This window comes from Leptotrichia sp. (genome assembly GCF_057270615.1).
The window spans coordinates 14409-40138 of sequence record NZ_DBHIXN010000015.1; the positions used below are offsets into that span (position 1 = coordinate 14409).

At 30.4% G+C, this 25730-nt stretch carries 17 protein-coding genes; 7 read left to right on the forward strand and 10 right to left on the reverse strand.

The features are described from left to right. Positions 1 to 28: 28 nt before the first annotated feature. The 6 genes from ACO409_RS04470 to ACO409_RS04495 form a co-directional block, all read right to left on the reverse strand. Positions 29 to 712, reverse strand: a complete 684-nt coding sequence (locus ACO409_RS04470; RefSeq protein ID WP_485555219.1) for a tetratricopeptide repeat protein — start codon at positions 710 to 712, stop codon at positions 29 to 31. A gap of 33 nt (positions 713 to 745) precedes the next feature. Beyond that, the gene (locus ACO409_RS04475; protein ID WP_485555221.1) at positions 746 to 1234 is read right to left on the reverse strand and encodes a hypothetical protein; all 489 of its coding nucleotides are present in this window, start codon (positions 1232 to 1234) and stop codon (positions 746 to 748) included. Positions 1235 to 1318: 84 nt separating this feature from the next. After that, positions 1319 to 2617, reverse strand: a complete 1299-nt coding sequence (locus ACO409_RS04480) for an adenylosuccinate synthase (RefSeq protein WP_485555223.1) — start codon at positions 2615 to 2617, stop codon at positions 1319 to 1321. 464 nt (positions 2618 to 3081) lie between these two features. Next, a complete protein-coding gene (locus ACO409_RS04485) occupies positions 3082 to 4728 on the reverse strand; it encodes a Na/Pi cotransporter family protein (protein WP_485555225.1) in 1647 nt (548 codons plus the stop codon). 360 nt (positions 4729 to 5088) lie between these two features. Beyond that, positions 5089 to 5736: a YiaD family glycine zipper/OmpA-like lipoprotein gene (locus tag ACO409_RS04490; RefSeq protein WP_485555227.1), complete on the reverse strand. Its 648-nt coding sequence runs from the start codon at positions 5734 to 5736 to the stop codon at positions 5089 to 5091. 173 nt (positions 5737 to 5909) lie between these two features. After that, positions 5910 to 6347 (reverse strand): hypothetical protein, encoded by a 438-nt coding sequence (locus ACO409_RS04495; protein ID WP_485555229.1) that lies wholly within the window; start codon positions 6345 to 6347, stop codon positions 5910 to 5912. 447 nt (positions 6348 to 6794) lie between these two features. Between ACO409_RS04495 and ACO409_RS04500 the strand changes: the two genes are divergently transcribed. From ACO409_RS04500 to secA, 7 genes are all read left to right on the forward strand, one after another. After that, positions 6795 to 7772 carry a tRNA dihydrouridine synthase gene (locus tag ACO409_RS04500; RefSeq protein ID WP_485555231.1) on the forward strand — a complete coding sequence of 326 codons (978 nt, stop codon included), beginning with the start codon at positions 6795 to 6797 and terminating at the stop codon, positions 7770 to 7772. A 267-nt stretch (positions 7773 to 8039) separates the two neighbouring features. Next, complete coding sequence (locus ACO409_RS04505) at positions 8040 to 9371, forward strand: hypothetical protein (RefSeq protein ID WP_485555233.1); 1332 nt, start codon at positions 8040 to 8042, stop codon at positions 9369 to 9371. Positions 9372 to 9592: 221 nt separating this feature from the next. Then, positions 9593 to 10078, forward strand: a complete 486-nt coding sequence (locus ACO409_RS04510; RefSeq protein WP_485555235.1) for a NanQ anomerase/TabA/YiaL family protein — start codon at positions 9593 to 9595, stop codon at positions 10076 to 10078. A 37-nt stretch (positions 10079 to 10115) separates the two neighbouring features. Beyond that, entirely contained in the window at positions 10116 to 11078 is a 963-nt protein-coding gene (locus ACO409_RS04515; protein ID WP_485555237.1) for a S66 peptidase family protein, read from the forward strand. A gap of 111 nt (positions 11079 to 11189) precedes the next feature. Then, positions 11190 to 12494: a carboxynorspermidine decarboxylase gene (gene nspC / locus ACO409_RS04520; protein WP_485555239.1), complete on the forward strand. Its 1305-nt coding sequence runs from the start codon at positions 11190 to 11192 to the stop codon at positions 12492 to 12494. Between the two features lie 598 nt (positions 12495 to 13092). Continuing rightward, complete coding sequence (locus ACO409_RS04525) at positions 13093 to 13506, forward strand: hypothetical protein (RefSeq protein ID WP_485555241.1); 414 nt, start codon at positions 13093 to 13095, stop codon at positions 13504 to 13506. 121 nt (positions 13507 to 13627) lie between these two features. Beyond that, on the forward strand, positions 13628 to 16291 hold the full coding sequence (secA, locus tag ACO409_RS04530; protein ID WP_485555243.1) for a preprotein translocase subunit SecA: 2664 nt from the start codon (positions 13628 to 13630) through the stop codon (positions 16289 to 16291). 330 nt (positions 16292 to 16621) lie between these two features. Here secA and ACO409_RS04535 read toward each other — a convergent pair whose 3' ends face one another. The 4 genes from ACO409_RS04535 to ACO409_RS04550 form a co-directional block, all read right to left on the reverse strand. Beyond that, a complete protein-coding gene (locus ACO409_RS04535) occupies positions 16622 to 17662 on the reverse strand; it encodes a BMP family lipoprotein (RefSeq protein ID WP_485555245.1) in 1041 nt (346 codons plus the stop codon). Between the two features lie 211 nt (positions 17663 to 17873). Beyond that, positions 17874 to 23831 (reverse strand): autotransporter domain-containing protein, encoded by a 5958-nt coding sequence (locus ACO409_RS04540; RefSeq protein WP_485555247.1) that lies wholly within the window; start codon positions 23829 to 23831, stop codon positions 17874 to 17876. An 80-nt stretch (positions 23832 to 23911) separates the two neighbouring features. After that, positions 23912 to 24910, reverse strand: coding sequence for an autotransporter-associated N-terminal domain-containing protein (locus tag ACO409_RS04545; protein ID WP_485555248.1), 999 nt, complete (start codon positions 24908 to 24910; stop codon positions 23912 to 23914). A 671-nt stretch (positions 24911 to 25581) separates the two neighbouring features. Beyond that, the coding region (locus tag ACO409_RS04550; protein WP_485555252.1) for a zinc ribbon domain-containing protein at positions 25582 to 25730 on the reverse strand (149 nt) is incomplete at its 5' end.

The window sequence follows — 25730 nt, forward strand, 5'->3', positions numbered from 1 at the left end:
TTCCTTCATATCCACAAATTTTACTTTTTTAGTCAACTTTGACAACTTTAAAAATTTTTAACTTTTCTAATTCTTTCAAATACTTATCAGAAAGTTTTTCATCTTTTTTCCTAATTTGCATCGTTGCACTCACTAATGTCTTTATTATTACCTCATCTTTTGAAATAACATTTTTATAATTTTCGTCTTTGATTGTTTCTAAAAATATATTTAATATTTCTTCATATTTTTCTTGTGAGTATCCTGATAAAAAAGTTCTTTCTGCTAAATTTCTTCTTCTATAATCTTCCATTTCATCTTTTGGAATAAACAGTAATTCTTTTTTCTGCTTAATATCCATTTCTATCGCTTTTTTCCCATACTCAAATGAATTTTTAAAATCCTTTTTGTAAAAATACGCAGATGAAATTCCATAATAAGCCCAATAATTAGTACTTACATTTTTTAAATTACTCTTTAAAATTCTATTATACAGCTCTATTGCTTCATCATATTTTGAATTTTTTAAATAAATCATACCGATATTAAGATATTCTGCCATATATTTGTCAGATAATTTTTTCGTAGAAGAAAATTCATTTACTGCCTTTTTATATCCTTCAATAAATTCATTATCTACTTTAAGTTGCTTCAAATTTTTTATTTCACTATTAATATCTGCAAATATATCTATTGAAATTAAAAATACGATTGAAATTAAAACTTTTTTCATTAATCATTCCTTTCTTGACAAAAGATTAAAAAATTAATTATCCCAAATATAAATTGTTCCGTCTTTAAAATAAATTTTCTTTACCCAATCTTGATTTTCAGTAAATTTAACATCAAATGGTTTATATCTAATTCCTTTATCTCTTTCATTAGTTTCGTCTAAAAATCCAATTATTTGTATTTCTTCATCACTTTCAATAAAATTTCTTATCATTTTGGTAGAAACTATTTTACTTATCATAATTTTTGGCTTTTTACCATTTACTTGAAAATCTTTTTCTGTATAAACTTTTTTATTTTTTCCAATTGCCTTGAAATTTTCATATTCTAATTCTATTTTATTTTCATCATCTTTCGATAATCTTTGTCCAACTAATTTTAAAGTAATTGTATCAAAAGATAAATTTTGTGCAACACTTTCACTAACAGTTTTATCAATTTTTAATTTTTTACTATTTTGTGCTTTAGCTGAAAATGAAATTGCTCCTATAACTAACATCAATACTAATAATAATTTTTTCATTAATCATTCCTTTCTTTAAAGTTAAATTCAAAAAATATCTTTATTCTCTTAGGTTCTTATAGATTTCAATTAATTCAAAAATTTCTATTTTACAAACTCTCCCAAATCATATCTATAAATATTCTGAGTTCTTTCAGGTCCAACTGAAATCATTGAAACACGGCATTTCAATTTATTTTCAATATATTCAATATATTTTTTACAATTTTCAGGCAAATCTTCGTAATTTTTTATTTGAGTAATATCTTCGTTCCATCCGTCTAATTCTTCGTAAATTACTTTCAAGTCTTTAGATTTTCTCAAGTTTCCAGGATATGAGTAACAAACTTTTCCATCAATTTCATAACCAACTGCAACTTTTATTTTTTCAAATCCAGTCAATACATCTAATTTTGTCAACACAATATCTGTCAGTCCATCAATTAACACAGCATATTTCCCAATTACCAAGTCAAGCCATCCACATCTTCTAGGACGCCCAGTTGTCGCACCAAATTCATGTCCAACTTTTCTCAAAGTTTCTCCGTCTTCATTTTCCAATTCTGTAGGGAAAGGTCCTTCTCCAACTCTTGTTGTGTAGGCTTTCATAACTCCAAGCACTCTTGAAATTTTTGTCGGTGCAACCCCAGTTCCTACTGTTACTCCACCAGATGTTGGCGATGATGAAGTTACATAAGGATAAGTTCCATAATCAATATCAAGCATTAACGCTTGTGCCCCTTCAAAAAGTACAACTTTTCCTTCTTCAATTCCTTCATTAATTTCCACAACTGCATCAATAATTCTAAATTTAATCTTTTCGGCAAGTTTCATAAATTTATCATAAAGTTCCTCCAAATTGAAAGTTCCTTTACCGTATCTAACTAACATATCATTTTTTTCATTTACATTCCAAGTAAGTTTATCTCTAAATCTTTCTGGCTCCAATAAATCTCCAATTCTAATTCCATTTCTAGCAATTTTATCAATGTAGCAAGGTCCAATCCCTCTTTGAGTAGTACCAATCTTATTTTCACCCATTGCTTCTTCCTTCGCCTTGTCAATCTCAATATGATAAGGCATTATCACATGAGCTCTTTCATCAATAAATAAATTATCAAGCTTTTTCCCTCTTTTTTCCAACTCATCTATTTCTTCAAGCAAAACCTCGATATCAACAACGACTCCAGCACCAATTATACATTTTCCAGCTGAATTAATAATCCCAGATGGTAATAAATGTAAAATAAATTTTTCATCATTTACAACAACTGTATGTCCTGCATTATTTCCTCCCTGGAATCTAACCACATAGTCTGCTTTTGGAGATAAGACATCAATTATTTTACCTTTTCCTTCATCTCCCCATTGTGTTCCCACAATTACAAAAGTATTGTTTCTCATAATTTTTACTCCTCCCAAATTTTTAGAATACTCTTACTTATTTTATTGAAATGTAAAAAATCAAAAAAATTTATATGACTTTATTTTTATCTTTATTACTATTTATTTTACTATATTTATTAGTTTTTTTCAACATTGTCTTTTTATTATTTAAGTTAATCTATAAAAACTGCTTCAAAATAAAAATAGGCTAATAATAACCTATTTCTATTCCTATATTTTAGCTCTATACCTAAATCTTATTTAAAAAATAGAAATTATATTTTATTTACTTTCTAACAAAGAGTATTAAATCCTTGCGTAACAGAAATTATAACAAAGCTATTATTTTAATAGGAAATAGTATTAGTTTTCAAAAACTAAAGATTTCTTGTTTTATTCTGTAAAAATTTATATGAAAAAAATTTATTCTCTTAAAGTTTTTGCTCTGTTATAAGATTTAATATATGAGCATAAAAATAATATTACATCTTAAAGTTTTTTTTGTTTTCAATCATTTTTTCAACCAAATTTCTAGCATGATCTCCAATTCTTGTAAAATGTGATACAACGTCTATATAATAAAGTCCAGCTTTTACATCACATTCTTGTTTGCTTACACGTTTTATATGAGCTTTTCTTACTTCCTTTTCTTTTGAGTAAAGTTTATTATGCAGGTCAACTACTGTAAAAGCTTTTTCTGTATCATCATTTTTAAGAGCATCTTCGGCTGTTTCTATGATTTCTTTTGAAATTAAAAATAATTTTTGTACTTCTGCATGAGCTACTTCAGTAAATACTAATTTTTTCTTAATCTCATATCTAACATCTCTTACAATTCCAATTGCATGATCCCCAATACGCTCTACATCACGACACATATCAAGATACATGCTAATTTCTTCACCATCTTTTTCAGTTATATGTTCTTGTGACAATGTTGTCAAATATTTTGTAATTTCCTGATCAATATTATTTATTGCATCTTCTGTTTTTTCTACCTTTTCAGCAATTTTTTCATTATGTTCATGGAAAAAATCAATTGATCTGCTAAGATTTTTTACTGCAATTGAAATCATTGATAACATTTCCTGCTTTACTTGTCCCAATGCAATCGATGGTGTATGAATTAGTGCTGCATCCAAAAATCGTGGCTTATGTTCTACAATATCTTCATCTTTTTCTTTAATCAGTTTTACGACAATATATTCCAGAACACCAATAAATGGAAATAGTAAAATTGTTGTTATAATATTAAATGAACCATGTGCAAATGCTATTGTAACTTTCGGATTCAAATGAAGAATTTTTGACATTGTTTCTACAAAAATTGAAAATGGCGATAGCATAATCATAAAAAATACCGTTCCAATGACATTAAACATTGTATGTGACAATGCAAGTCTTTTTGCTGAAGTATTGGCACCAATTACTGCAATTATAGCTGTTATTGTTGTTCCTATATTATCTCCAAAAAGTACAGGAAGAGCGGCTCTTAAGGTTATAAGATGTTCCTGATAGACATTTTGTAAAATACTGATTGTAGCACTTGAAGCCTGAACGAGCATAGTAATCATTGTTCCGATAAATACTCCTAAAATTGGACTATGGCTAAGTTTTATTGTCAGTTCTGTAAATGCTGGCAAATGTTTAAGCGGTTCCATTGACTTGGACATCAAAGTTAATGCAAAAAATATTCCTCCGAAACCAAATAAAATTCTACCTAAATTATTTATAAAATTATTTTTTACAAAAAATAGACATGCAGCTCCTAGAAATAATATTGGTAACGCATACTCAGTAATATTAAATCCAATAATAAATGTTGTAATCGTCGTACCAATGTTGGCACCCATAATAATTCCGATAGCTTGACGCAAAGTTAAAAGTCCTGCTCCAACTAATCCAATTGTAATAACTGATGTACCTGAACTTGACTGTATTAACGCTGTTACAAAAATTCCGACTAAGACACCTAAAAATGGAGAAGTCGTGTATTTATCCAAAATATATCTAAGCCTGTCTCCAGCTGCCATTTGCAGTCCATCTCCCATATACTTTATACAGAATAAAAACAATCCTAATCCACCTAAAAAACCAAATGCCATCTGCTGGTAGTTAATCGCATTCATCAAATCAATCCTCTCTTCATTTTTAATTTTAGATTTTAAAATTTTCTCTCATTGTATTTATACCATATTTTTTTTCAATTTTCTACTTTTTTTAATCAGAAGATAGAATAAAAAATAGTATGAAATTCAAAATTTATAATAAATTACGCTTTATTATGGTATGAGTATATTATCTAATAAAAAGAAATAGTAATGGGAAATAAGATAACGCTATTTTTTGTTAAAATAATAGATTTGTAAAAAAATAAATAAAATAAAGTTCTTATCTTTTAAATAAGTTTTAGTATCAAACTAAGAATTAGTGTAGAAAATATATAAAAAAAAGGAGCTTTTCAAAAAAACTCCTAAAAAATTTTTTAACTATTTTTGATTTGCAATTATAGCAATTTCAACTCTTCTGTTTTGAGCTCTTCCAGCTTCTGTTGCATTGCTTGCGATTGGTTGTTTGCTTCCGTAACCACGTGAAGTTATTCTTGAAGTTGAAATTCCTCGTGATTCAAGGTAAGATGCTACTGAACTTGCACGATTTACAGAAAGTGGATTATTGATCGCATCATTTCCTGTTGTATCTGTATGTCCTGAAACTACAATTGTTGAATCAGGATAAGTGTTTAACACAGTTGCTACCGAATCCAATGTATTTCTAAATTGTGGCTTAACTACATAACTATTTGTGTCAAAAGTAATATTTTCAGGTGCTGTCAATTTAATTTCACCTTCACCTGTTCTTTTTACATCTACACCAGTTCCTTTTAGTTTATTTCTCAATTCTTTTTCTTGTCTATCAAAGATATTTCCAATAGCCGCTCCAACTGCCGCTCCTCCAGCTGTACCAATTAACGTACCTTTTGTATCTTTTCCAATAACTTGCCCAATAGCTGCACCTGCAGCCGCACCAATTCCTGCACCAATTCCAGTTTTGCTAACTTTTCTAGTCCCGTCAGCAGCAGTAGTACAAGAAACCAATGCTAATACTGATAACATGATGATTGCCAATACTTTTTTCATTTTGGCTCCTCCTTAAAATTCATAATTCTTAAATTTCAATCGGATTATACAATATTTTTATATTATTTCGATTTTTTTTGACTTTGAAAATGTTGTGTTTTGGAAAAATAAATATATTTTTATAAAAAACTTAGGTTATCGAATATATCTATTATTAATTATGTCCTATAAAACTAATCTTCATAGTAATCGTCATTACTGTTATCATAGTAATCATCGTAAGAATCTCCAGTATCATAACCGTCATCATCATCGTCATAATTATATTCATCATTATCATAATAATCATTATCATCATCATTATTATTTTCATCATAGTAGTCTTCACTATCGTCGTAATTGTCATTATCGTAATAAGAATCGCTGTTATCGTAGCTATCGTCTTCATCATTATCATAGTAATCATTATCATCGTTGTCATAATTGTTATGATAAATACTGGAATAATTTTGGGTGTAATTATTGCTGCTGCTGTGATTATTTTGGGAATGATCTTTTTTTAAGGACCTTTTTACTTCGTTTAAAATTTTATCTCTATATTTTGCCCATCCAGCATTTGCATTTACTGACATTAGTGCTAATATTGCTAGTATAAAAATTTTGTTTTTCATTTTATATTTTTCCTTTCTTAAAAAAATTATTAATCCATATTGTCGTACATTCTTGCAAATTCAAATAATCTATCTTTTGTAAATTCCTGATAAGTCATTATTTCCACATTTCCAGCTGCTCTTCCACCCATCATAGAATTTCCATCTTCATCATTGTTTGAATTTTCTCCTTTTAGATTTGAAAGTTTTGAATTGTGTTAAAAAATAATTTCATTTCTATAAGTATACTATAAATTTTTTCAAAGTCAATAATAAATATTATAAAATTCAAAAATTAATTTGATTTTTCAAGGATTTGAATATATAATAAAAGCAAATAAATAATTATAAAAGTAAAAAATAATGGAAATGAGTTATATAAAAAAATAAGAATTTTAGATAGAACTGAATTAATTAAATTCTATAGGATGCTAGATAACTAAAGGAGAATAAAATTTAGGAGAGATTATGAAAATATATACTGCTCCAATGGCGGGCATTACTGATTATTCTTTTAGAAAAATACTTAAAAAATTTGAGCCTGATTTTATGTTTACTGAAATGGTGAATGCTAATTTATTGAATCGAGAAGATGGGACTACTATAAATGAACTTTTGAAATGTGATGATAAAGAAAAAACGGGGACTCAAATTTTTGGTGGGGATAGAAATGAGCTGGTTTCTGGAATTTTTAAATTAAAAGATTTTGGATTTAGGAAAATTAATATAAATATGGGGTGTCCACGGCCTAAGATTATAAAAAATGGGGCAGGGTCGGCACTTTTAGAAAATTTTGAGCTAGTTGAGAAAGTGCTTTTGGAAACAAAGGATATTGAGGCTGATATTTCTTTAAAAATCCGTGTTGGATATAAGGAATTTCAAAATCCTGAGATTTTTTTGGAATTGGCAAATAAATATAATCTTGATTTTATCTGTGTTCACGGACGGACTCAAGAACAGATGTATTCTGGAACTGCAAATTGGGAAATTGTAAAAAGATTAAGTAAAATGCCAAGAAATATAGATTTTTTTGGAAATGGGGATTTATTTGATCCTTTTGAAATAAAACAGAAAATATCTTTTTGTAATCTCGATGGAATAATACTTTCGCGCGGAATAATTGGAAATCCTTGGCTAATCTTGCAAACAAAGGAATTTCTAAAATTTGGGAAAATAAATACAATTCAGACTTTTGATGAAACAAAATCAATTGTTTTGGAACATTTGGAAAATCTTGAGGAAAATAAGGGAAAAATAAAGGCTGTGCTGGAAATAAATAAGTTTTTGCGACCATATTTTAAGAAATTTTGGGAGAAAAATTTGAATAAAAATAGCGAAATTGTTACGGTTGAGGATTTTTATGATGAAAATTTGAAAGGCAAAATTGATAAAATTATTTTGGAAAAAGAGTTTCTGGAAAAAACAAAAATGATAAAACAGCTGTAATTTTAAAAATACTGAATTAATTAGACTTGTTCGATAACTATACAAACTCAGAATATAATAAATAAAATAAAGGGTCATAATGCCTTGTGAGAGGTTATCAAACATATCATTAAGTTTTATTGATTTTTACAAATATACTTAAACCATTCAAAATCAAACTATTAAAAATCATATAAATTTAGGGTTTTAGTAAATATAGTTATATCTTTGAGTTCAGTTTTAAATCAGTTTTGCTAGAGTTAAAAGTAATTGAAGAAAGGGATAAAAATGGCAAGAAATAATGAAAAAATTTCATTACTGATAAAAAAATTGAAGTCTATAAATGAAAATATTTTTTTTGATTTGTTAGTTGATAATCTCAATAATGAGGTGCTGGAAAAGAAATTTGGAAAACCATTTAACAAAAATTCGATTTTTTTTGAAAGGGAAATTGGAATTGCTAAAAAAATTGATGAATCGAATAAAGAATTTTTGAGAAAATTAATAGAGATAAATAATTCTTATATTGAGAAGAAATATTTAAATGCAGATAAAAATCTGAATTTGGTAAAAGAAGACTGCTTAAAAGAGTTTGAGAGAGATAAAATTTTAAGGGTAAATGGAAGAGGCTTGAATCCAGAGCAAATGATAATGTATGTTTTGAGTACAGATAATTTAGTTGAGCTTTTGGATTTTTTTAAGGAAGAATATTTTAAGTATATTGGGAAATTGGAAGAGAATAGGCGAAAAATACTGGAAAAAGAATTATTTTTGAAAGAAGTTGTGGAAGAATTGGAAAATGAGGATTTGGAGAAGGAATTTCAAGAGTGTTTAGATACGAAATATAAAAATGTTAAAAAGAGAAATTTGGAAAAATTATCGGAAAAATATAATTTGGAATTTGATGAAAAAAAGAGAAATTTTAATGTTCCAGCAGAGTTTATTAGTTTTTTTGATGATAAAATGAAGGAATATTTTTTGATGCGAGAAAATTTTAAAAGGGGATTTGAATTTTTTAATATAAATTTGTATAAGGTTAGTGAAAAAGAAAGGGATTTGGAAGAGATTATTACTGAAATTGAGGGAATTGAGCAGGAAAATAAATTTTTAAGTTCTGGTTATGACAAACTCGAGAAAGAAAATAAAAAGTTGAAGGAAGATTTGAGAAAACATAGGAATAAAGAGGCTGAAAAAACAATTGAAAAGCAAAAAAAAGAAATTGAAAAGTTGAATATTCAAATAAAAGAACTTCAAAAAGAAATTGAAAATATGGAACAAGATGAAAATGTTGAAGTAGTTGAAAATGTGAATATAAAAGAATTGTCAGAAGGAAAAGCAATAGATTTGACAAATCAAAATGTGAAAGTGGTAGGTGGAAGATGGAGTCAGAAAGTTATTGAAAAGGCTGAAAAATATGCAAAGGAAAAAGGCTTTAAGATAGAATTTATTCATGCTGCTGCTGTTTTTAGAAACTCAGATAAATTAAAAAATTCAGATATTATAATTTTCGATACATCATACAATTCTCACTCGGCATACTACAAATTAAAAAGCTATGGATTGAAAATATACAGAATTTCAACTTCAAATTTAGATAGAATTAAAAATCTTTCTAAATAATTTTTTATAATTTTATTATTTTACAGGAAAATAATGCTATATTTATTGAAATTTTTAAATTTTTACAAATACCTGTTCAACAATTATAAGAATTTAGAATTTAATAAAATAAATATTTTAAAGCAAGGGGTCTTGATCCCTTGTAAAGATAAAAAATCTTAGGTTATTGAAAATATCTAATGACTAATGACTAAAAAAAATGAAGAAAAGGAGAAAATAAAATGATTTTTACAAATGTAAATGATAAACTGCAAAATAGCAGTTTAACAAAGGATATTCAATTTTGTATTGATTATGCTGTAAAAAATAGAAATAAGATTTTATCACTTGAAAATGGAAGCTATGATGTTGATTACAATGGAATTAAGATGAATGTAGGGAAATATTTTACGAAAAGGGAAGAAGATAAATTTTGGGAAAGTCATAAAAAATATTTGGATGTACAAATTATGATTGATGGAAGTGAAAGAGTTGCGATTAATGATATTCGGAATATGAGGGAAAAAAGTTTTGATTCTGAAAGAGATTTGGTTATTTTAGATGGAGATAAGATGTTTGATGTAATTATTGAAAATGGAGATGTTCTTGTGTTTTTTCCAAATGATGTTCATAAGCCTGAACTTGATATTTTGGATTTTGGAAATGAAAAAGAATGTGAAAGTGAAAAGAAAATTGTTACAAAAGTTGTTTTTAAAATTGAAATATAATTTTAGGAAATTGTAAAAGTAAAAAAGGAGTGTAAAGATGAATTTTCCAGAACCATTAAAACAAGGAGATAAAGTATTTTTAGTCTGTACTTCTTCGCCTATTTTGGAAGAAGATATTGAGAAATGTAAGAAAGTTGTGAAAAAATTAGGATTTGAACCTGTGTTAGGGGAGAGTCTTTTTGAGGATATTGGTGGATATATGGCGGGAACGTCTGAAATTAGAGTAAAGGATTTGCACAGGGCTTTTTCTGACAATGAAGTTAAGGGGATTTTTTGTGTGAAGGGTGGATTTAGTGCTTCACAGCTTTTGGATAAGCTGGATTATGAATTGATAAGGAATAATCCGAAGGTTTTTGTGGGATATAGCGATGTCACTAATTTGAATATTGTTTTTAATCAGAAGTGTAATTTGGGAACTTTTCATGGTCCAATGGTAAAATCGAATATGTTTGATGATTTTAGTGATTTTACAAAAAAATCTTTTTTGGATGTATTGGATAAGAAAAAAGGAGAAAGATGGAAATTTGAGAATCCGATAGATGAAGAAAATGGATTGGAAAAGAAAATTTTACTTTTGAATAGGAAAAATTTTGAAAATAAAAAAATAAGTGGTGAAATAATTGGAGGGAATTTATCAATAATTGTTACAACTTTGGGAACTGATTATGAAATTGATACAAAAGGGAAAATACTTTTTATTGAAGAAATTGAGGAGGAAATAAGTAGAATCGACAGAATGATGACCCATTTGAAATATGCTGGGAAATTCGAGGATTGTAATGGAGTTTTATTTGGAAATTTTGCAGGCTGTGAAAATACTTATGGGAAAAATTATGAACTAATGGACTTTTTGCAGGGATTTTTCAAGGATTATGAAAAACCTGTAATTTATGGGCTTGAAAGTGGTCATGAAAAGCCTGATCTAGCTACGATTCCGCTTGGGGCAAAATGTAATGTGAAGATTGGGAAAGATAAAAATGAGATTTATTTTGAAAAATAATTATTAAAAATAAAAATTGAAAAATAGTTATAAAGTATAGGCAATTGTAAAAATAAAAGATATAAATATTGAATAAAGGCAGTATTTATAATTGCAAGGGGTCAAGACCCCTTGTCAGAGAGTGGAGAAAAACAAGAAGTTAAAACATTAAAAAATATTGTATTTACTGAAATTTTTAAACTTTTACAAATGACTAATAGTTATAAAGTAAAAAAGGAGATGATAAAAATGTCAAAAAATAAATATATTGATATGGATATAACAAATTTGCCAACACCAGCATTTATAGTAGATGAAAGGTTACTTAAAAGAAATCTTGAAGTGTTAAAAAGTGTAATAGATAAGACAGGATGTAAAATATTGCTTGCACAAAAGGGATTTTCGATGTTTTATTTTTATCCGCTAATTGGGGAATATTTGAACGGAACTACGGCAAGTTCGCTGTTTGAAGCAAGACTTGGGCATGAGGAAATGGAATTGAAAAATACGCAAAGAAAACTGGAAACTCATATTTTTAATCCATCTTACAGGGAAGATGAATTTGATGAAATAATGGAAATTACAAATCATATTGTATTTAATTCATTTAATCAATGGAATAAATTTAAAGATAAAGTAAGAGAATTTGAAGAAAAAAATGGTAAAAAAATTAGTTGTGGACTTAGATTGAATCCAGAATTTTCTGAAGTTGAAACAGAAATTTATAATCCAGCGGGAAGATTTTCAAGATTTGGAGTGACACTTGAAAATTTTAGGGAAGATGAGCTTGAAGGCTTAGATGGATTTCATTTTCATGCACTTTGTGAGCAAAATTCGGATGCTTTGGAAAATGTGCTAAAGATTTTTGAAAAAAAATTTGGGAAATATTTGTATGATATGAAATGGTTGAACTTTGGGGGAGGACATCATATTACAAGGGCGGATTATGATGTCGAAAAACTTATAAAATGGATAAATTATATTAAAGAAAAGTATGATGTTGAGGTTTATTTGGAGCCTGGTGAAGCGGTTGCACTAAATACAGGATTTTTAGTTTCGGAAGTTTTGGATATTACGAAAAATGAGATGGATATTTTATTGATGGATACTTCGGCTTCTTGCCATATGCCAGATGTAATTGAAATGCCATATCGCCCATTTATTTTTGGTTCAGGAATGCCAGGTGAAAAAAAATATACTTATAGATTGGGAGGGCCTACTTGCCTTGCTGGAGATATAATTGGTGATTATTCCTTTGATGAGCCAGTAAAAGTAGGAGATAAGCTGATTTTTACTGATATGGCACATTATAGTATGGTAAAGACAAATACCTTTAATGGAATAAATTTGCCTGCAATTGCGGTTTATACTGAAAAAGGCGGAGTTGAGGTTATTAGAAGATTTACATATGAAGATTTTAGAAATAGATTATCATAATCAGAAATATGAATGCTGTAGAATTGAAATTGATAGAGATTAGAAAATTGATGTTGGAATATTAAGAAAATAAAAAAGACAGGGGAGAAACTGCACGAAGAGATTGGTAAATATATTTGGCTAGTTATAGCAGATATTTTTCAAGAAGTTATCGCTTCTAAAAGAGGGAGTAGTTCACTAGACAAAAGATGTAATAAATGATATAATAAGTAAATTTTAACAAAAAAGATAGCAAGAAGTCTTCGACTTCTATTGGGATTGATTTTTCAATGTCTGAATTATTTGTCAGTTCTGAAAATCAAAGAGCTGATTATCCAAGATATTTTAGGATGTTAGAAGAAGAACTGAAATTATCAGAAATATGAGTGCTGTGGAAATGAATTTGATAGAGATTACAATGCGGCACTGAATTAAAAAACATTGGAAAAGCGATGTTGAAATATTAAGAAAATAAAAGAAGACAGGGCAGGAACTGTCCGAAGAGCTTGGTAAATATATTTGGCTAGCAAAAGCAGATATTTCCCAAGAAGCTCCCATTTCTAAAAGTGGGAGTAGTTTCACCTAAAGTATTACTAAGTAAGGAATAAAATTAATAATAATGAAAAAAATAATTATAGATAGAAAAAAAAGTATAATGCTTGTAATGACTTGCATTTTATTTATGATGACTTATTCAAGCCTTATGGGAACACCTAGCTTTAGTCACAAATTAAGTGTTTTTGTAGATGAAAATAATTTAAGCCGTGAAGACATAAGAGAATTAATTGTAAAAATTAATCAATTTAAGAGTAAGGATAACAAACGGTTTACACAGGAATTAGAAAAAATTGGAAAATGGAAAGAAAAAGAAAAAGGAAATAATAGCTCATTTTTGTCCTTTAAAGAAGATCGAAATATTATTTTTTTTAAAAACAAAAATTATCAGATTATTGAAAAAAATCTTAGAAATACCCAAAATATTTATGCTTTTTTTAGTAAAAAAGATGAAAATAATTTGAGAGTACGTGAATAAAAATAAATATTTTTTTATTAAATAGTGCAAGAACACTTGCGACTTTAGTCGTGGGAAGTTCAGAAATCAGATTTAATTTGAAATAAAAAAATTTAATATGTGAAAGGAAAAATTTTAAAATATGTTAAAAGAATTAGGAGAAAAGATATTTGGTACATCAGATGACAGAGAAATAAAAAAAATGCAAAAACTTGTGAATAAAATTAATGAAATTGAGCCAATTTTTGAAAATCTTACAGATGAACAGCTGCAGCATAAAACTGTAGAATTTAAAGAAAGATTGGCAAAAGAATCGCTTGATGATATATTAGTAGAAGCATTTGCAACAGTAAGAGAAACTGCTAAAAGACTATTAGGAATGCGTCATTATGATGTTCAGCTTATTGGTGGAATGATTTTGCATAAAGGAAGTATCGCAGAAATGAAAACAGGGGAAGGAAAAACCCTTATGTCAACACTTGCAATCTATTTAAATGCATTGCCGGGAAAAGGAGTTCATGTTGTAACAGTTAATGATTATCTTGCAAAGCGGGATAGAGATATTATGGCAGGACTTTTTGAATTTTTGGGATTAACTTCTGGAGTAGTTGTTGGAAATATTACACCTGAACAAAGAAAAAATGCATATAATTGTGATATTACTTATGGAACTAACAATGAATTTGGATTTGACTATTTGAGAGATAATATGGTTGGAGAACTTGATGAGAAAGTTCAACGTGGGCATAATTATGTTATTGTCGATGAAATAGATTCGATTTTGATTGATGAAGCTAGAACGCCGCTTATTATTTCGGGAGCTGCTGAAGAAACTACAGAATGGTATAACACTTTTGCAGAAGTTGCTAAAAAACTTAAAAGAAGTTACAAGACTGAAGAAATTAAAGATAAGAAAAATACGGTTATTCCTGATGAAGACTGGGAAGACTATGAAGTTGATGAAAAGTCGCATACGGTTACAATTACTGATAAAGGGATTAAAAATGTTGAAAGAATATTGAAAATTGATAATTTATATTCGCCAGAATATGTTGAACTGACACATTTTTTGACACAGGCATTAAAGGCAAAGGAATTATTCAAATTAGATAGAGATTATATTATTAATGATGATAATGAAGTTATTATAGTTGATGAATTTACTGGGCGTCTTATGGAAGGAAGACGTTATTCAGATGGGCTGCATCAGGCTATAGAAGCTAAGGAAAAATTGGAAGTTGCAGGGGAAAATCAAACACTTGCGACAATTACACTGCAAAATTACTTTAGAATGTATGAAAAACTTTCTGGAATGACAGGGACTGCAAAAACTGAAGAAGATGAATTTAAACAAATTTATAAACTAAAAGTTATTGTAGTGCCGACAAATAGACCTGTTGCAAGAATTGACCTGCCAGATGTAATTTATATGAACAAAAATGCTAAATATAAAGCGATTGCAAGAAAAATAGAAGAACTTTATGAAAAAGGACAGCCAGTACTTGTTGGTACAGCTTCAATACAACATTCTGAAGAAGTATCAGCGCTTCTTAAGAAAGCAAAAGTTCCGCATGAAATATTAAATGCAAAACATCATGAAAGAGAAGCAGAAATTATAGCTCAAGCTGGACGTTTCAAGACAGTAACAATTGCAACAAATATGGCAGGACGTGGAACAGATATAAAACTTGGTGGAGATCCAGAATCTTTTGCTACAAAAGTTGCAGTTAAAGGAACACCAGAATATGAAGATGTATATAAAACTTATGCGAAGGAATGTGAAGAGGATAAAAAACGAGTTATAGAAGCTGGTGGACTGTTTATTCTTGGGACTGAAAGACACGAAAGCAGACGTATTGACAATCAGTTAAGAGGACGTGCTGGACGTCAAGGAGATCCTGGAACATCTGAATTTTATTTATCGTTAGATGATGACTTAATGAGATTGTTTGGTGGAGATAAACTAAAAGCAATGATGAAAATGTTAAAAATTGACGAAGATGAGGAAATTCGTCATAAACAAATTAGCAAATCTGTAGAAAATGCACAAAAACGTATTGAAAGCAGAAACTTTTCATCAAGAAAAAGTCTTATTGAATATGATGATGTAAATAATACTCAAAGAGAAGTTGTTTATGAACAAAGAGATGCTATCTTGAAAAATGAAAATCTTAAAGAATTAATTACAGGAATGATTTCAGATACGGTTGATGATATTGTAAATTCAGCTTATGTTGGTGAAAATAGCGAAGAAAAAGATTTTAACCTGTTGTCAGATAAGCTTCAAGAAACATTTGAATATCAAATTTCAGAAGATTTACAAAATGAAAGCGCTGAGGAAATTTCTGATAAAGTTTATGATGATTTGGTAAAAATTTATGATGAAAAAGAAGAAGCTGTTGGAAGTGAAGTATTTAGAAGAATTGAAAGATATATTATGCTAGAAGTGCTAGACTCTAAATGGCGACAACATTTGAAGGATTTGACAGAACTGCGTGAAGGAATAAGATTGCGTTCTTACGGACAAAGAAATCCAATTCACGATTATAAAATCGTAGGTTTTGATATTTATAATGAAATGATAGATGCAATAAAACGTGAAACAAGTTCATTTATTCTTAAATTAAGAGTTCGTAGTGAAGAAGATACAAACAATTTGACACATGGAGAAGTTTCAAATGTAAAATATGAGCACAATGACAATGAAAAAATGATTGGCGACGATGTTCCAAGCAATACAGCAAATGAACCACGACGTCCACTTTCACGAAGAGAAAGAAGAGAACGAGAAAGAAGAAATGTATAAAAATATATTCAAAAAAACTTCAAAAATTCAAATATACTTTTGAGTTTGGTTATAAAAAAATAAACTGCACCCAAAATCTTATATAAAGATTGAAAGTGCAGTTTTTTATTATGTTCAATAACCTAAGTTTTTTTATCTATATAAGGAATCAAGCTCCTTGAATTGAGATATTAGATATGTTCAATAACCTAAGTTTTTTTATCTATACAAGGGGTCAAGACCCCTTGCTTCAAGATATTTATTTTATTAAATTCTAAGTTTGTATAGTTATCGAACAGGTCTATTTATTTATCAGATAGTTAGTGAACAGGTTTATTTAACTGTATTTAATTATATTGAGGGTTTTACTATAATTTTTCCGTCTTTAATATCTTCCTTGATTTGTTCAAGACGTTTTATGTTTTCTTCACCGATTTTATCTTTTGTAAATTGAAAGTCTGTAGTTCCTACTCCATTTTCTTTTATTCCGTAAGTTTGAACTTTTGCTTCAAATTTTCCTTCTGCAGTAGTTTTTATGACATCGAATACTGCATTATCAACGTATTTCATCATAGAAGTTAGAATTGTTCCAGGATATAAAGCATCTTGATTAGAATCTACACCAATTCCGTAAACATTTTTTTCTTTAACTGCTTGAAATACTCCAAGTCCACTTGCTCCAGCTGCATGATAAATTACATCTGCACCTTGTTGAATTAATGTTTCAGTTTTGGCTTTAGCTGATGCCTGGTCATTAAAAGAATTGCTTCCTCCAATATAAACAGGTAAAACTTTGATGTCAGGTTTTATGTATTTTGCACCTTGTTCATATCCAGCATAAAACTTATTAATCAGTTCAGATTCATTTGCACCAACAAATCCAATTTTTCCTGATTTACTCATCATTCCAGCTAACGCACCTACAAGGAATGATCCTTCATGTTCTTTGAATGTAATAGAAACAACATTTGGAAGTCCAGTTACAGTTTCATCAATTATTGCAAATTTTTGATCTGGGAATGCTTTAGCTACAGCGACTAGTGAATCTTTCATTGTGTAACCAACTGCAATAATTAAGTCAAATTCTCCAGTTTCTGCAAATTGTGTCAAGGCATTTTTTGCTTCTGTTGCAGGATCTTTTGGTTCATATTCTTTAAAAGATATTCCAAGTTCCTTTTGAGCTTTTTGAAGTCCTCTAAAAGTTGCATCATTAAATGACTTATCACCTTTTCCACCTGTGGAATAAACTACTGCAACAGATTTTTTAGAATTTGTTGAATCAGTAAAAGTTTTTCCATCTTTTATTTGTTCTCCAGTAGCTGGCTTATTTCCACAAGCTGCAATTAACATTAATGCAAAAATTACGCTAAAAATTGTTACAATTCTTTTCATTTTCTCCTCCTAAAAATTTTTTATTTTTCCATAATCAATTATACCTTATTTTTATAAATTTTTAAATGATTTTTTTGAAATTTTTTCAATCTTGAATATTATACTTAACTCCGTTTAAAACAGAACTATTAGCTGTTCAAATAGAAAATTACTCCAAATATTTTTCAGATATAGCAAACAAGGGATATTAATCCCTTGCTAAACTTAAATTTTAATAAATCATTCTAAATCCGATTCCACCTCGAATATTATTTCCTTTAGTGTCATATCCAGCATTTACTGTCACACCAAATCTTGTATTGTCAACTCCGACATTTAAGTCAAATTTACCGTTTCCTCTTCTGTCTTCCTTTTCTCTTTCAAGATTATACCAGTCTGCTGTTGTGTATCTTACTCTCGCCTGATTTCTATTTTGCAGTTTTCCAAGCTCATTTTCATAAGCAGCTGTAACTCCTACTGTCAAATTTGTTCTTACTGCAAGTGGCTGAATATATTTAAACTCTAATCCAGCTTCTGGTTTTACTGAGAAATAATCATTTCCTTTTACTTCTAATCTAACTTCTCCATCATTTTCCTTGATGTTGCTAAATCTTCCATATTCCATTTTCAAGGCCCCGTATGGTCTTAAATGAGTTCTTTCGCTCATTCTTATGTCATAGCCAAGCTCATTTTTAAGAGCCGCTCCATAAGTATGGTATGTAGATTTAGCTTCAAATGTATCGTCAACTATCCAGAATTTACGCTTCATGTTATTAATTCCTGCAAATACATCTCCTGCAACTGTCCATTGCAGTGCTCCGTTATAATCCTTTTTAGGTGACATTGTCTTAAATATTCCAGCTTTTATTATTGTCTGGTCTTCTGTCGAATGTCCTAGATCCTTGAATCTGAATCTGTTCGTTACAGCTCCTGCATACCATCCGCTAGAATTTCCCATCTTAATCTTTTCATCCTCATGAACATAAGCTACCCCGTAGGCATTGCTCTTATAGTCAATGATTCCAGGTGTGTCAGTATTATATTCATCCCTTAAACCAAATGCTTTTATTTTGTTATTTTGCTTAGTTGGATTTCTCCATTCGTCCTTTAAGTATTTGAACTCGCTGTCAAGAGAATTTCCTGTAGCATTTGTTCTTTGCTGAATATTTGCATATTGGTGTCCTTTCATCTCATCAAATGCCTGAGCCAAAATATGCCCTTCTCCGCCATTTAGGCTGCTTATCTTGTCAAACAGCAGTTTTTCTCTTGTTCCCAGTCCTTCTACTCCATAACGTTGTTCAAGCCCGTCCAAGAAGTTATATGTATTTCTGTCATTCTTTTCTGCATACACTGTATAAGGAACCTTAATCAAGTATAGCTTGTCAAGAAGTTCTGTTACAGGGTTTTTGGTAGGCTGTGCCATCCAAGTCAAGCTTGACGAGATTATATTTAACATAGTCCCTCCTGTTACAACCCCTTTCAAAGCATCATTATAAGGTTTTAAAATGTTATCTCCAACTTCAATTGCTTTTGCAGTGGTATATCTTGTAGCCTCTGCCCCGAACAGCAAGTTAATATCAGTCAATCCTGTTAGGTAATTCAATCCTTTAATAGGATTTGTATAATTAACTCCTGAAGTATCTACATACATTCCTATACTTGAGATTTCTGAAGATGATGGAAAATTCATATAGTAGTCGCTTGCTGAAAGATTTATCGGTGTAACTCCTGATGGTGATTTTATTATCACTTCAGCAGGTTGTGGTACTGCAGCATCTGTATCTAGTTTATATATTGGAATTATATTTCCTTGTGCATCTGCCACGGTAGGAACTGCAGCTTTAGGCGGAACTTTTACTACTATTCCTCCCATTTCCTTCATGTCACTTGCTGTAGCCACTTTCATTCTTGGTGTTGAAGTTCCTGTCTGGCTTGTCAAAGTTACAGGATTTATTCCATTTGCATTTTCTTCGGCGTGATCTGCATTATCTGTCCAAATTCCTGCACTTTGGCTATCTGAAGCCGCAATATTTATCACTCCGTAATTCTTGATATAACCTCCGTTAGCTACATAGACTCCTTTTGCTGATGTAAGTCCGCTTGCCGTTGTCTGGATAGTTCCCCAGTTTTCTCCGACTGCACCTCTGTCAATGTACATTCCAACAGTTTTACTTCCCATAAGGTTGATGTTTCCATAGTTAATTGCCTTAGATCCTGAACCTACTGCATACATACCTATCGTGTCAGGTTTGCTTACTTCAATAGTTCCCTGATTTATAATAGTTCCTTGATTAGAAACTTGTCTATATGTTGGTGACAATGGGTTGTCATCATAATATCCTGTTGCCATACCTACACCGTATTCTTTTCTGTTAGTATCTGAATCTCCAACTTTTATTATTCCTCCAGCAAGGTTTGTCGCAGTTCCGCCGGTAGTTGCATACATTCCTACATTTCCGATACCATTTGAAAAGTCAATTACTCCATCGTTATATATATTTCCATTTCCATAAAGGCCGTAATTTCTATCTCCTGCAGATGTCAATGGAGTGTGATTAATCACAGTTCCTTTATTATCATTCTGATAAATATAAACTGCATCTGTTCCCAAAGTTACTGGATTTGCTGTATTAGATGCTATAGTATTTCCTGCTCCAAGATTTACAATTCCAAATGAATTATCTCCGATTGTCATGCTAGATCCTGCATTTACATTAATGTGCTGGTTAGCTCCAACTGCATAAACACCTACAGCTTGATCTTTTCCTACTGTAATTTTAGAATTTGCATTCAAGTTTACTGTACCGTCTCCTTGAGTATAGATTGCAACTCCATTATCCCCAGCCTTAATGCTTCCTGTATTGTTGTTAATATTATATCCATAAATTCCTATTGCATTATCTCCAACAGTAATTTTACCATCATTAGTTATCGTATTTTTAGTTTTTGCATAAATGCCGACATTTGCATTTTCCTGTAATGCTGCATTTCCTAATGTTATATTTCCTTTATTAATTATATCTGCTCCGTCTGATACAATACCAAATTCAAGCGCTGCCGATGAACCAGTAATATCTCCGTTATTTGTAAGGGTATTTCCTGTCCCGGCTGTTGTATAAACTCCAATCATTCCGCCTGTTGTGTTTGTAGCATTTGTAAGTTTTACATTTGCATTATTAGTATGCGACGCTACTCCTGCTTGGTCATAAATGATACCCATTCCTGTTCCTGTTGTGCTTCCATTGTATTTATATTCAAGAGTTCCGGTTACATTTGTATTTTTTGAGGCAAAGATACCAATACCTTTTTCAGGTGTTTCAATCATGTAATTTCCAGTTAAAGTAATATCAGAATTTTGAGCATAGATCCCTTTTCCGTTTACTCCTGTTTTAATATCAGGTCCTGTTCCTGCTGCAGTTACCGTGATTACACCACCTTCATCAGAAGTTCCATGATTAACTAACATTGGTGCAGGTGTAGCCGAAACTACTGCAATTCCTACTCCATCTGTTCCAACGGTTAGTTGTTTATCGCTTGATACAGTTACATTGGCTTTAGGTGCATTCGTATTATTTTCAGCATAAATTCCTATTGAACCTGTTCCTGCTGCATTTATTGTTCCGTGATTTTCTATTTCTACTGTTTTAGTTCCTCCTAATGATGCGGAAGTTTTAACATCTGTTCCATATTCTTGCTTTGTACGGCCTGTTCCAATTCCGGCTATTCCTGCTCCAGAAGCAACAGTAATTTTTCCATTATTTACAAGTTTACTTCCGTTAGTTCCGTAAAGTCCAGCACCATTATCAATTGTTACTGAAGCGCTTGACCCTGCAGATGTTCCATTGTTAATTGTTCCATAACTTACATTCATTCCAGCAATACCAGAAGTTGTTGTTCCTCCTGTGACACTTATTGTTCCTTCATTATTAAATCCTGTTGTTGCATTTGAAGTAGCTGTTTTTAGAGATCCCATTGAAAGCCCTTGACCTTTTATAGTAGCTGAAGATACATTTCCTGTAACATTTGTTGTATTTCCAATTGTTACAACTTCATTTGCCATTTGTATTTTATTGTACTGGTCTGCAGCGCTGTCCAGCTCAATTTTTGTTGAAGTAACATTTAATTTTCCATCCGTCAAAATACTCTTGTATGAATGATTATTTGTATTTATAGTATGTCCGCTGAATTTAGAAATTCCAGGTAGTCCATTTATATATGTATGACTTGCATCTGTTTGACTATTCCAAGTTAAATTATTTAATCCGCTAAATGCTCCAATTGTAACATTGTCACTTTGTAAATTTACAGATACATTTCCTAGCCCTCTATACATTTCTGTACCTGTAGTTGATGAATTATAATCAGTTTCTTGTCCTGTAATTAGTACTCCATCATACATATCCAAAGTTGTTGTTCCTGTAAACACAATTGATCCATTAGAACTATCTCCTTTAGCATAAAACGGTGTCGTATTATCATGGTCGTTAACTGATGTTCCTAAAGTTCCATTATTTTTATGAGTTATTGTTCCGCCTTCATATTCTACTTTACCACCGTTTAAAGCAAGCAATCCGCCGCTTGTACCTGTGTTAATATTAGTTGTTCCTCTTAAAACAACTTCTCCGTTATCATCAGCTAATGCCCCTATTCCATAAATAGTTGATGTTGTTGGTGCTGGAGTTATTATTGCCTTAGATTTACTGTTTTCATCTCCATCATAAGTTGATACTGTTACTTTTGAAGTTGTTGAATTTGAACCTAAAGTTACTTTACTTCCAGGACCTGTAGCATATCCTCCTATATTTGTGTAATGGTATTTTTTAGTTTCGTCATCATGTGATGCCGCATCATCTGTTGCAGTAACAGATCCATAGTTAGTCACTTCTCCTTCATCAGAAGCATATCCAATTATAGAACCATATCCATGAGCTGTTGTATTTCCGTAAGCATTTACTTTACCTTTTTCCGTTGCAGCAAAAGCTATTGGATATGATTTTGACTTAGTGATGTTATCATCAGCTGTAACTTCTTTGTATCTTGCTGACAACTCAACATCTTTTCCTATGTTGATTTCACTTCCTTTTCCTTGTAATGCTAGAGCATCATTCGATTGCATTTGATTATTATAATAATTTCCTTTATCCCATGTTCCTTTAGAATAAGCGATTATTGTTCCTGTTGCCGCTTTATTCTTAGCATCATCATAAGAAGAGGTTGGAACGGTTGTGTCATAATCTTTAACAGATGATCCCATTGTTGTTACAATCTCAGGATTAGTCGGCATCAAGACATCCATAACAGTTCCATTTTCTGAAGCTAGCATAATTCCATCTTTAGAGTATTTCCCAAATGTTATTTCAGCATTGTTTATTTGCAAATTATGTATTAAATCATTATCAAATGCGGCATTATTAGTTTTACTAAGTTCAGCTCCTAAATCTGCAGATGGCGTAATACCGTCTCTTTGTCCAGATTTTGCATAAACTCCCACATTCTTTTCAACATAATGAATATTGTGTTCTGTATCACCAGCAGATGTTTGAGTAGTTTTAGTTTTATCTATCTGTGCCTGATTACCTATATTAGCTCTTGCTTCTATTTCACCTTGATAAATACCTATTGTTGTTTTATTCCAGTTATCTCTTTCAATAATAGCTTGCGGTGGATTTAGACTAGGTAAATTAGATAGCCATGGTTTTTGACTAGTTGATGAAGATAAAGTATTGTTAAAGAATAAGATTACATTATTATCTCCATAAGATTCCACGGGTTGTGTTAATTTTATAAATGGTTTCCAATCAGTTGCTGAACCATGTTCTATCTGTCCTGTTCCAGCAAATTTAGAGAAATCTGCTGAATATCCTAAACCTGCATAAACTAAGTTACCTGCACCTTCTAATCTATAAGTTCCGGTACTATCTATTCCATAACTTCCTGAAGCCCCTAGTATAGAATATATTATATTTTTTTTGGAAGCTATATCAGCAGAAAAATCTCCCTCAAATCCTCCTCTTTGATAATATGCACCTCGATTGTTACGTGTTATCTCTTGGTATATTGTTGGAAAAATAAAAAATACTGTATTCTGCTCTCCTTTTACATCTAACTTAACATTTGTTAATTCTGTTTTTCCAGCCCACCAAGTTTCAAGTGAAATAAATGCAGCTTTACCATACAAATATCCATTCACATTTTCTATTTTTCCATTAGCAACTGTATGTATTCCAATTTCACCTTTTACATTTCCTCTTATATCACGACCACCACCAGCTAGTGTATATCAAAATTGCTCAATTTAAAGCTTCTGCTTAAAGTATAGCCATCACCATGAGCATAAATTATATTAGGTGTTCTACCTCCAGGCTGCAATGGAAACTCAGTATCTTGATTTGGAGTGGTATTGGTATTTATTATACCATTTTTATCTATAAAAGTTCCATTTCCTGAAAAATTTCTACCAGTGTAATTGGGTTTATATCCAGCATAATAAACATTATAATTCCCATTAAATGTTTTTTGTAGTTGACCTTCCAAAATATCCGCAGGTTTATCTTGGTATGCCCGATCGAAAGTATAATCAGTAAATACATCTGTACTTACCACAGGTGGTATCACATTAATTTCAGGAACATTAACTTTTATTTCATCTATTTTAGCAGGTTCCGATACACTTATATTCAAATTTGGCTTTTGTGGTGGCTCGATTATTGGCAGGTTAAGATTTAAAGGAGTTTTGTGAATGTCCTTTGGTCTTACTGCGGCATTGACTGGTATAGTTGAAACAGGCTCTATTACGTTTCTTTTCAAAGTTGTAACTCCGTATTTTCCTCCAGAATAAGTTCCAAACTTGTCATTTGGATTTCTTATGTATTTTGTATTTCCTGTTTTACCTCCGTAGCCTTTGTATGTGCCGTGCCAGTCGTTATAAAAATTATTGACTCCATATTGCCAGCTTGACCAAGGTGACTTAACTACATGATCTCCTTGTTCCATTAGCTTGATTAGTTCCATATTTGATTTTTTTAGAAGTCTGTCGTTTTCTTTTCGGACTTCCGTGAATTGATTGTGTATGTCCTTTATTGATGTGGAAATAACTTGTTTCTGATTTTCAATGCTTTTGCCTGTTTCTGCAGAAAATAAGTTATTTGTAATGTTTACAGCACCTGTAATCAAAAATGTAATTAATGCTGAATCTGTATACTTAAAATCTTTACATTTTTTAGCAAATGAACACAAGTCCTTTTTTGCCTTTCTCAAATTGTTTGTCATTTCTGATCTCCTTTTTCTAAATTTTGACAGTTATTTGTAAAAGTAGAAGATTTTTAATAAATACAATATGTTTTAATGCTTGCCTTTGCTGTCTTTTTGCTTTCTGGCAAGCAGTTTTGACATAAATAATTTATTTGCTTTTACAGTAACTTGCTAAATTTTGATACTAAAACTATTTGAAAAATAGACAAAGATATTTTTTTATTCTTTGAAAAACCTATGATTCCAACAGGAAAATAGTATCATTTGTTTATTTTGGAATCTAAATTCATATTTTATAGCTCTAAAAATCAGCTCTGGTCATCATTTTTTAAAATCAAATTAATAAAAATCAACCAAAGTTAAGTTCAAAATAACCTCTCATCTCCTTTAAATCCAGCTTTAAAGCACATTTAATATGAAAACAATCCAAAAATATTTCTGTTTCATCGTATTATATCATAATGGCAAATATTTTTCAAACATTTTATATGAATTTTTAATAAATATTAATCATTGTTTAAATTTGAAAGCAGGAGAGTTTATAAAATGTTTTGACAATATTGTCAAGGGATAATATAAGTGAACTACTCCCGCTTTTAGAAACGGGAGCTTCTTGGGAAGTATCTGCTTTTGCTAGCCAAATATATTTACCAAGCTCTTTGGGCAGTCCCTGCCCTGTTTTTTGTTTCCTAATATTTCAACATTTCTTTTCCAACATCTCTTATATTCAGTGCCGCATTGTAATCTCTATCAATCTCAATTCCACAGTACTCACATTTATAGCTTCTTTCTGATAATTTCAGTTCCTCTTTAATATTTCCACATTTACTGCAAGTTT

Bases quoted from the DNA above. Each gene is read 5' to 3' on its own strand.
- ACO409_RS04470 (WP_485555219.1), bottom strand. From the start codon at position 712: ATGAAAAAAGTTTTAATTTCAATCGTATTTTTAATTTCAATAGATATA.
- ACO409_RS04475 (WP_485555221.1), bottom strand. From the start codon at position 1,234: ATGAAAAAATTATTATTAGTATTGATGTTAGTTATAGGAGCAATTTCA.
- ACO409_RS04480 (WP_485555223.1), bottom strand. From the start codon at position 2,617: ATGAGAAACAATACTTTTGTAATTGTGGGAACACAATGGGGAGATGAA.
- ACO409_RS04485 (WP_485555225.1), bottom strand. From the start codon at position 4,728: ATGAATGCGATTAACTACCAGCAGATGGCATTTGGTTTTTTAGGTGGA.
- ACO409_RS04490 (WP_485555227.1), bottom strand. From the start codon at position 5,736: ATGAAAAAAGTATTGGCAATCATCATGTTATCAGTATTAGCATTGGTT.
- ACO409_RS04495 (WP_485555229.1), bottom strand. From the start codon at position 6,347: ATGAAAAACAAAATTTTTATACTAGCAATATTAGCACTAATGTCAGTA.
- ACO409_RS04500 (WP_485555231.1), top strand. From the start codon at position 6,795: ATGAAAATATATACTGCTCCAATGGCGGGCATTACTGATTATTCTTTT.
- ACO409_RS04505 (WP_485555233.1), top strand. From the start codon at position 8,040: ATGGCAAGAAATAATGAAAAAATTTCATTACTGATAAAAAAATTGAAG.
- ACO409_RS04510 (WP_485555235.1), top strand. From the start codon at position 9,593: ATGATTTTTACAAATGTAAATGATAAACTGCAAAATAGCAGTTTAACA.
- ACO409_RS04515 (WP_485555237.1), top strand. From the start codon at position 10,116: ATGAATTTTCCAGAACCATTAAAACAAGGAGATAAAGTATTTTTAGTC.
- ACO409_RS04525 (WP_485555241.1), top strand. From the start codon at position 13,093: ATGAAAAAAATAATTATAGATAGAAAAAAAAGTATAATGCTTGTAATG.
- secA (WP_485555243.1), top strand. From the start codon at position 13,628: ATGTTAAAAGAATTAGGAGAAAAGATATTTGGTACATCAGATGACAGA.
- ACO409_RS04535 (WP_485555245.1), bottom strand. From the start codon at position 17,662: ATGAAAAGAATTGTAACAATTTTTAGCGTAATTTTTGCATTAATGTTA.
- ACO409_RS04545 (WP_485555248.1), bottom strand. From the start codon at position 24,910: ATGACAAACAATTTGAGAAAGGCAAAAAAGGACTTGTGTTCATTTGCT.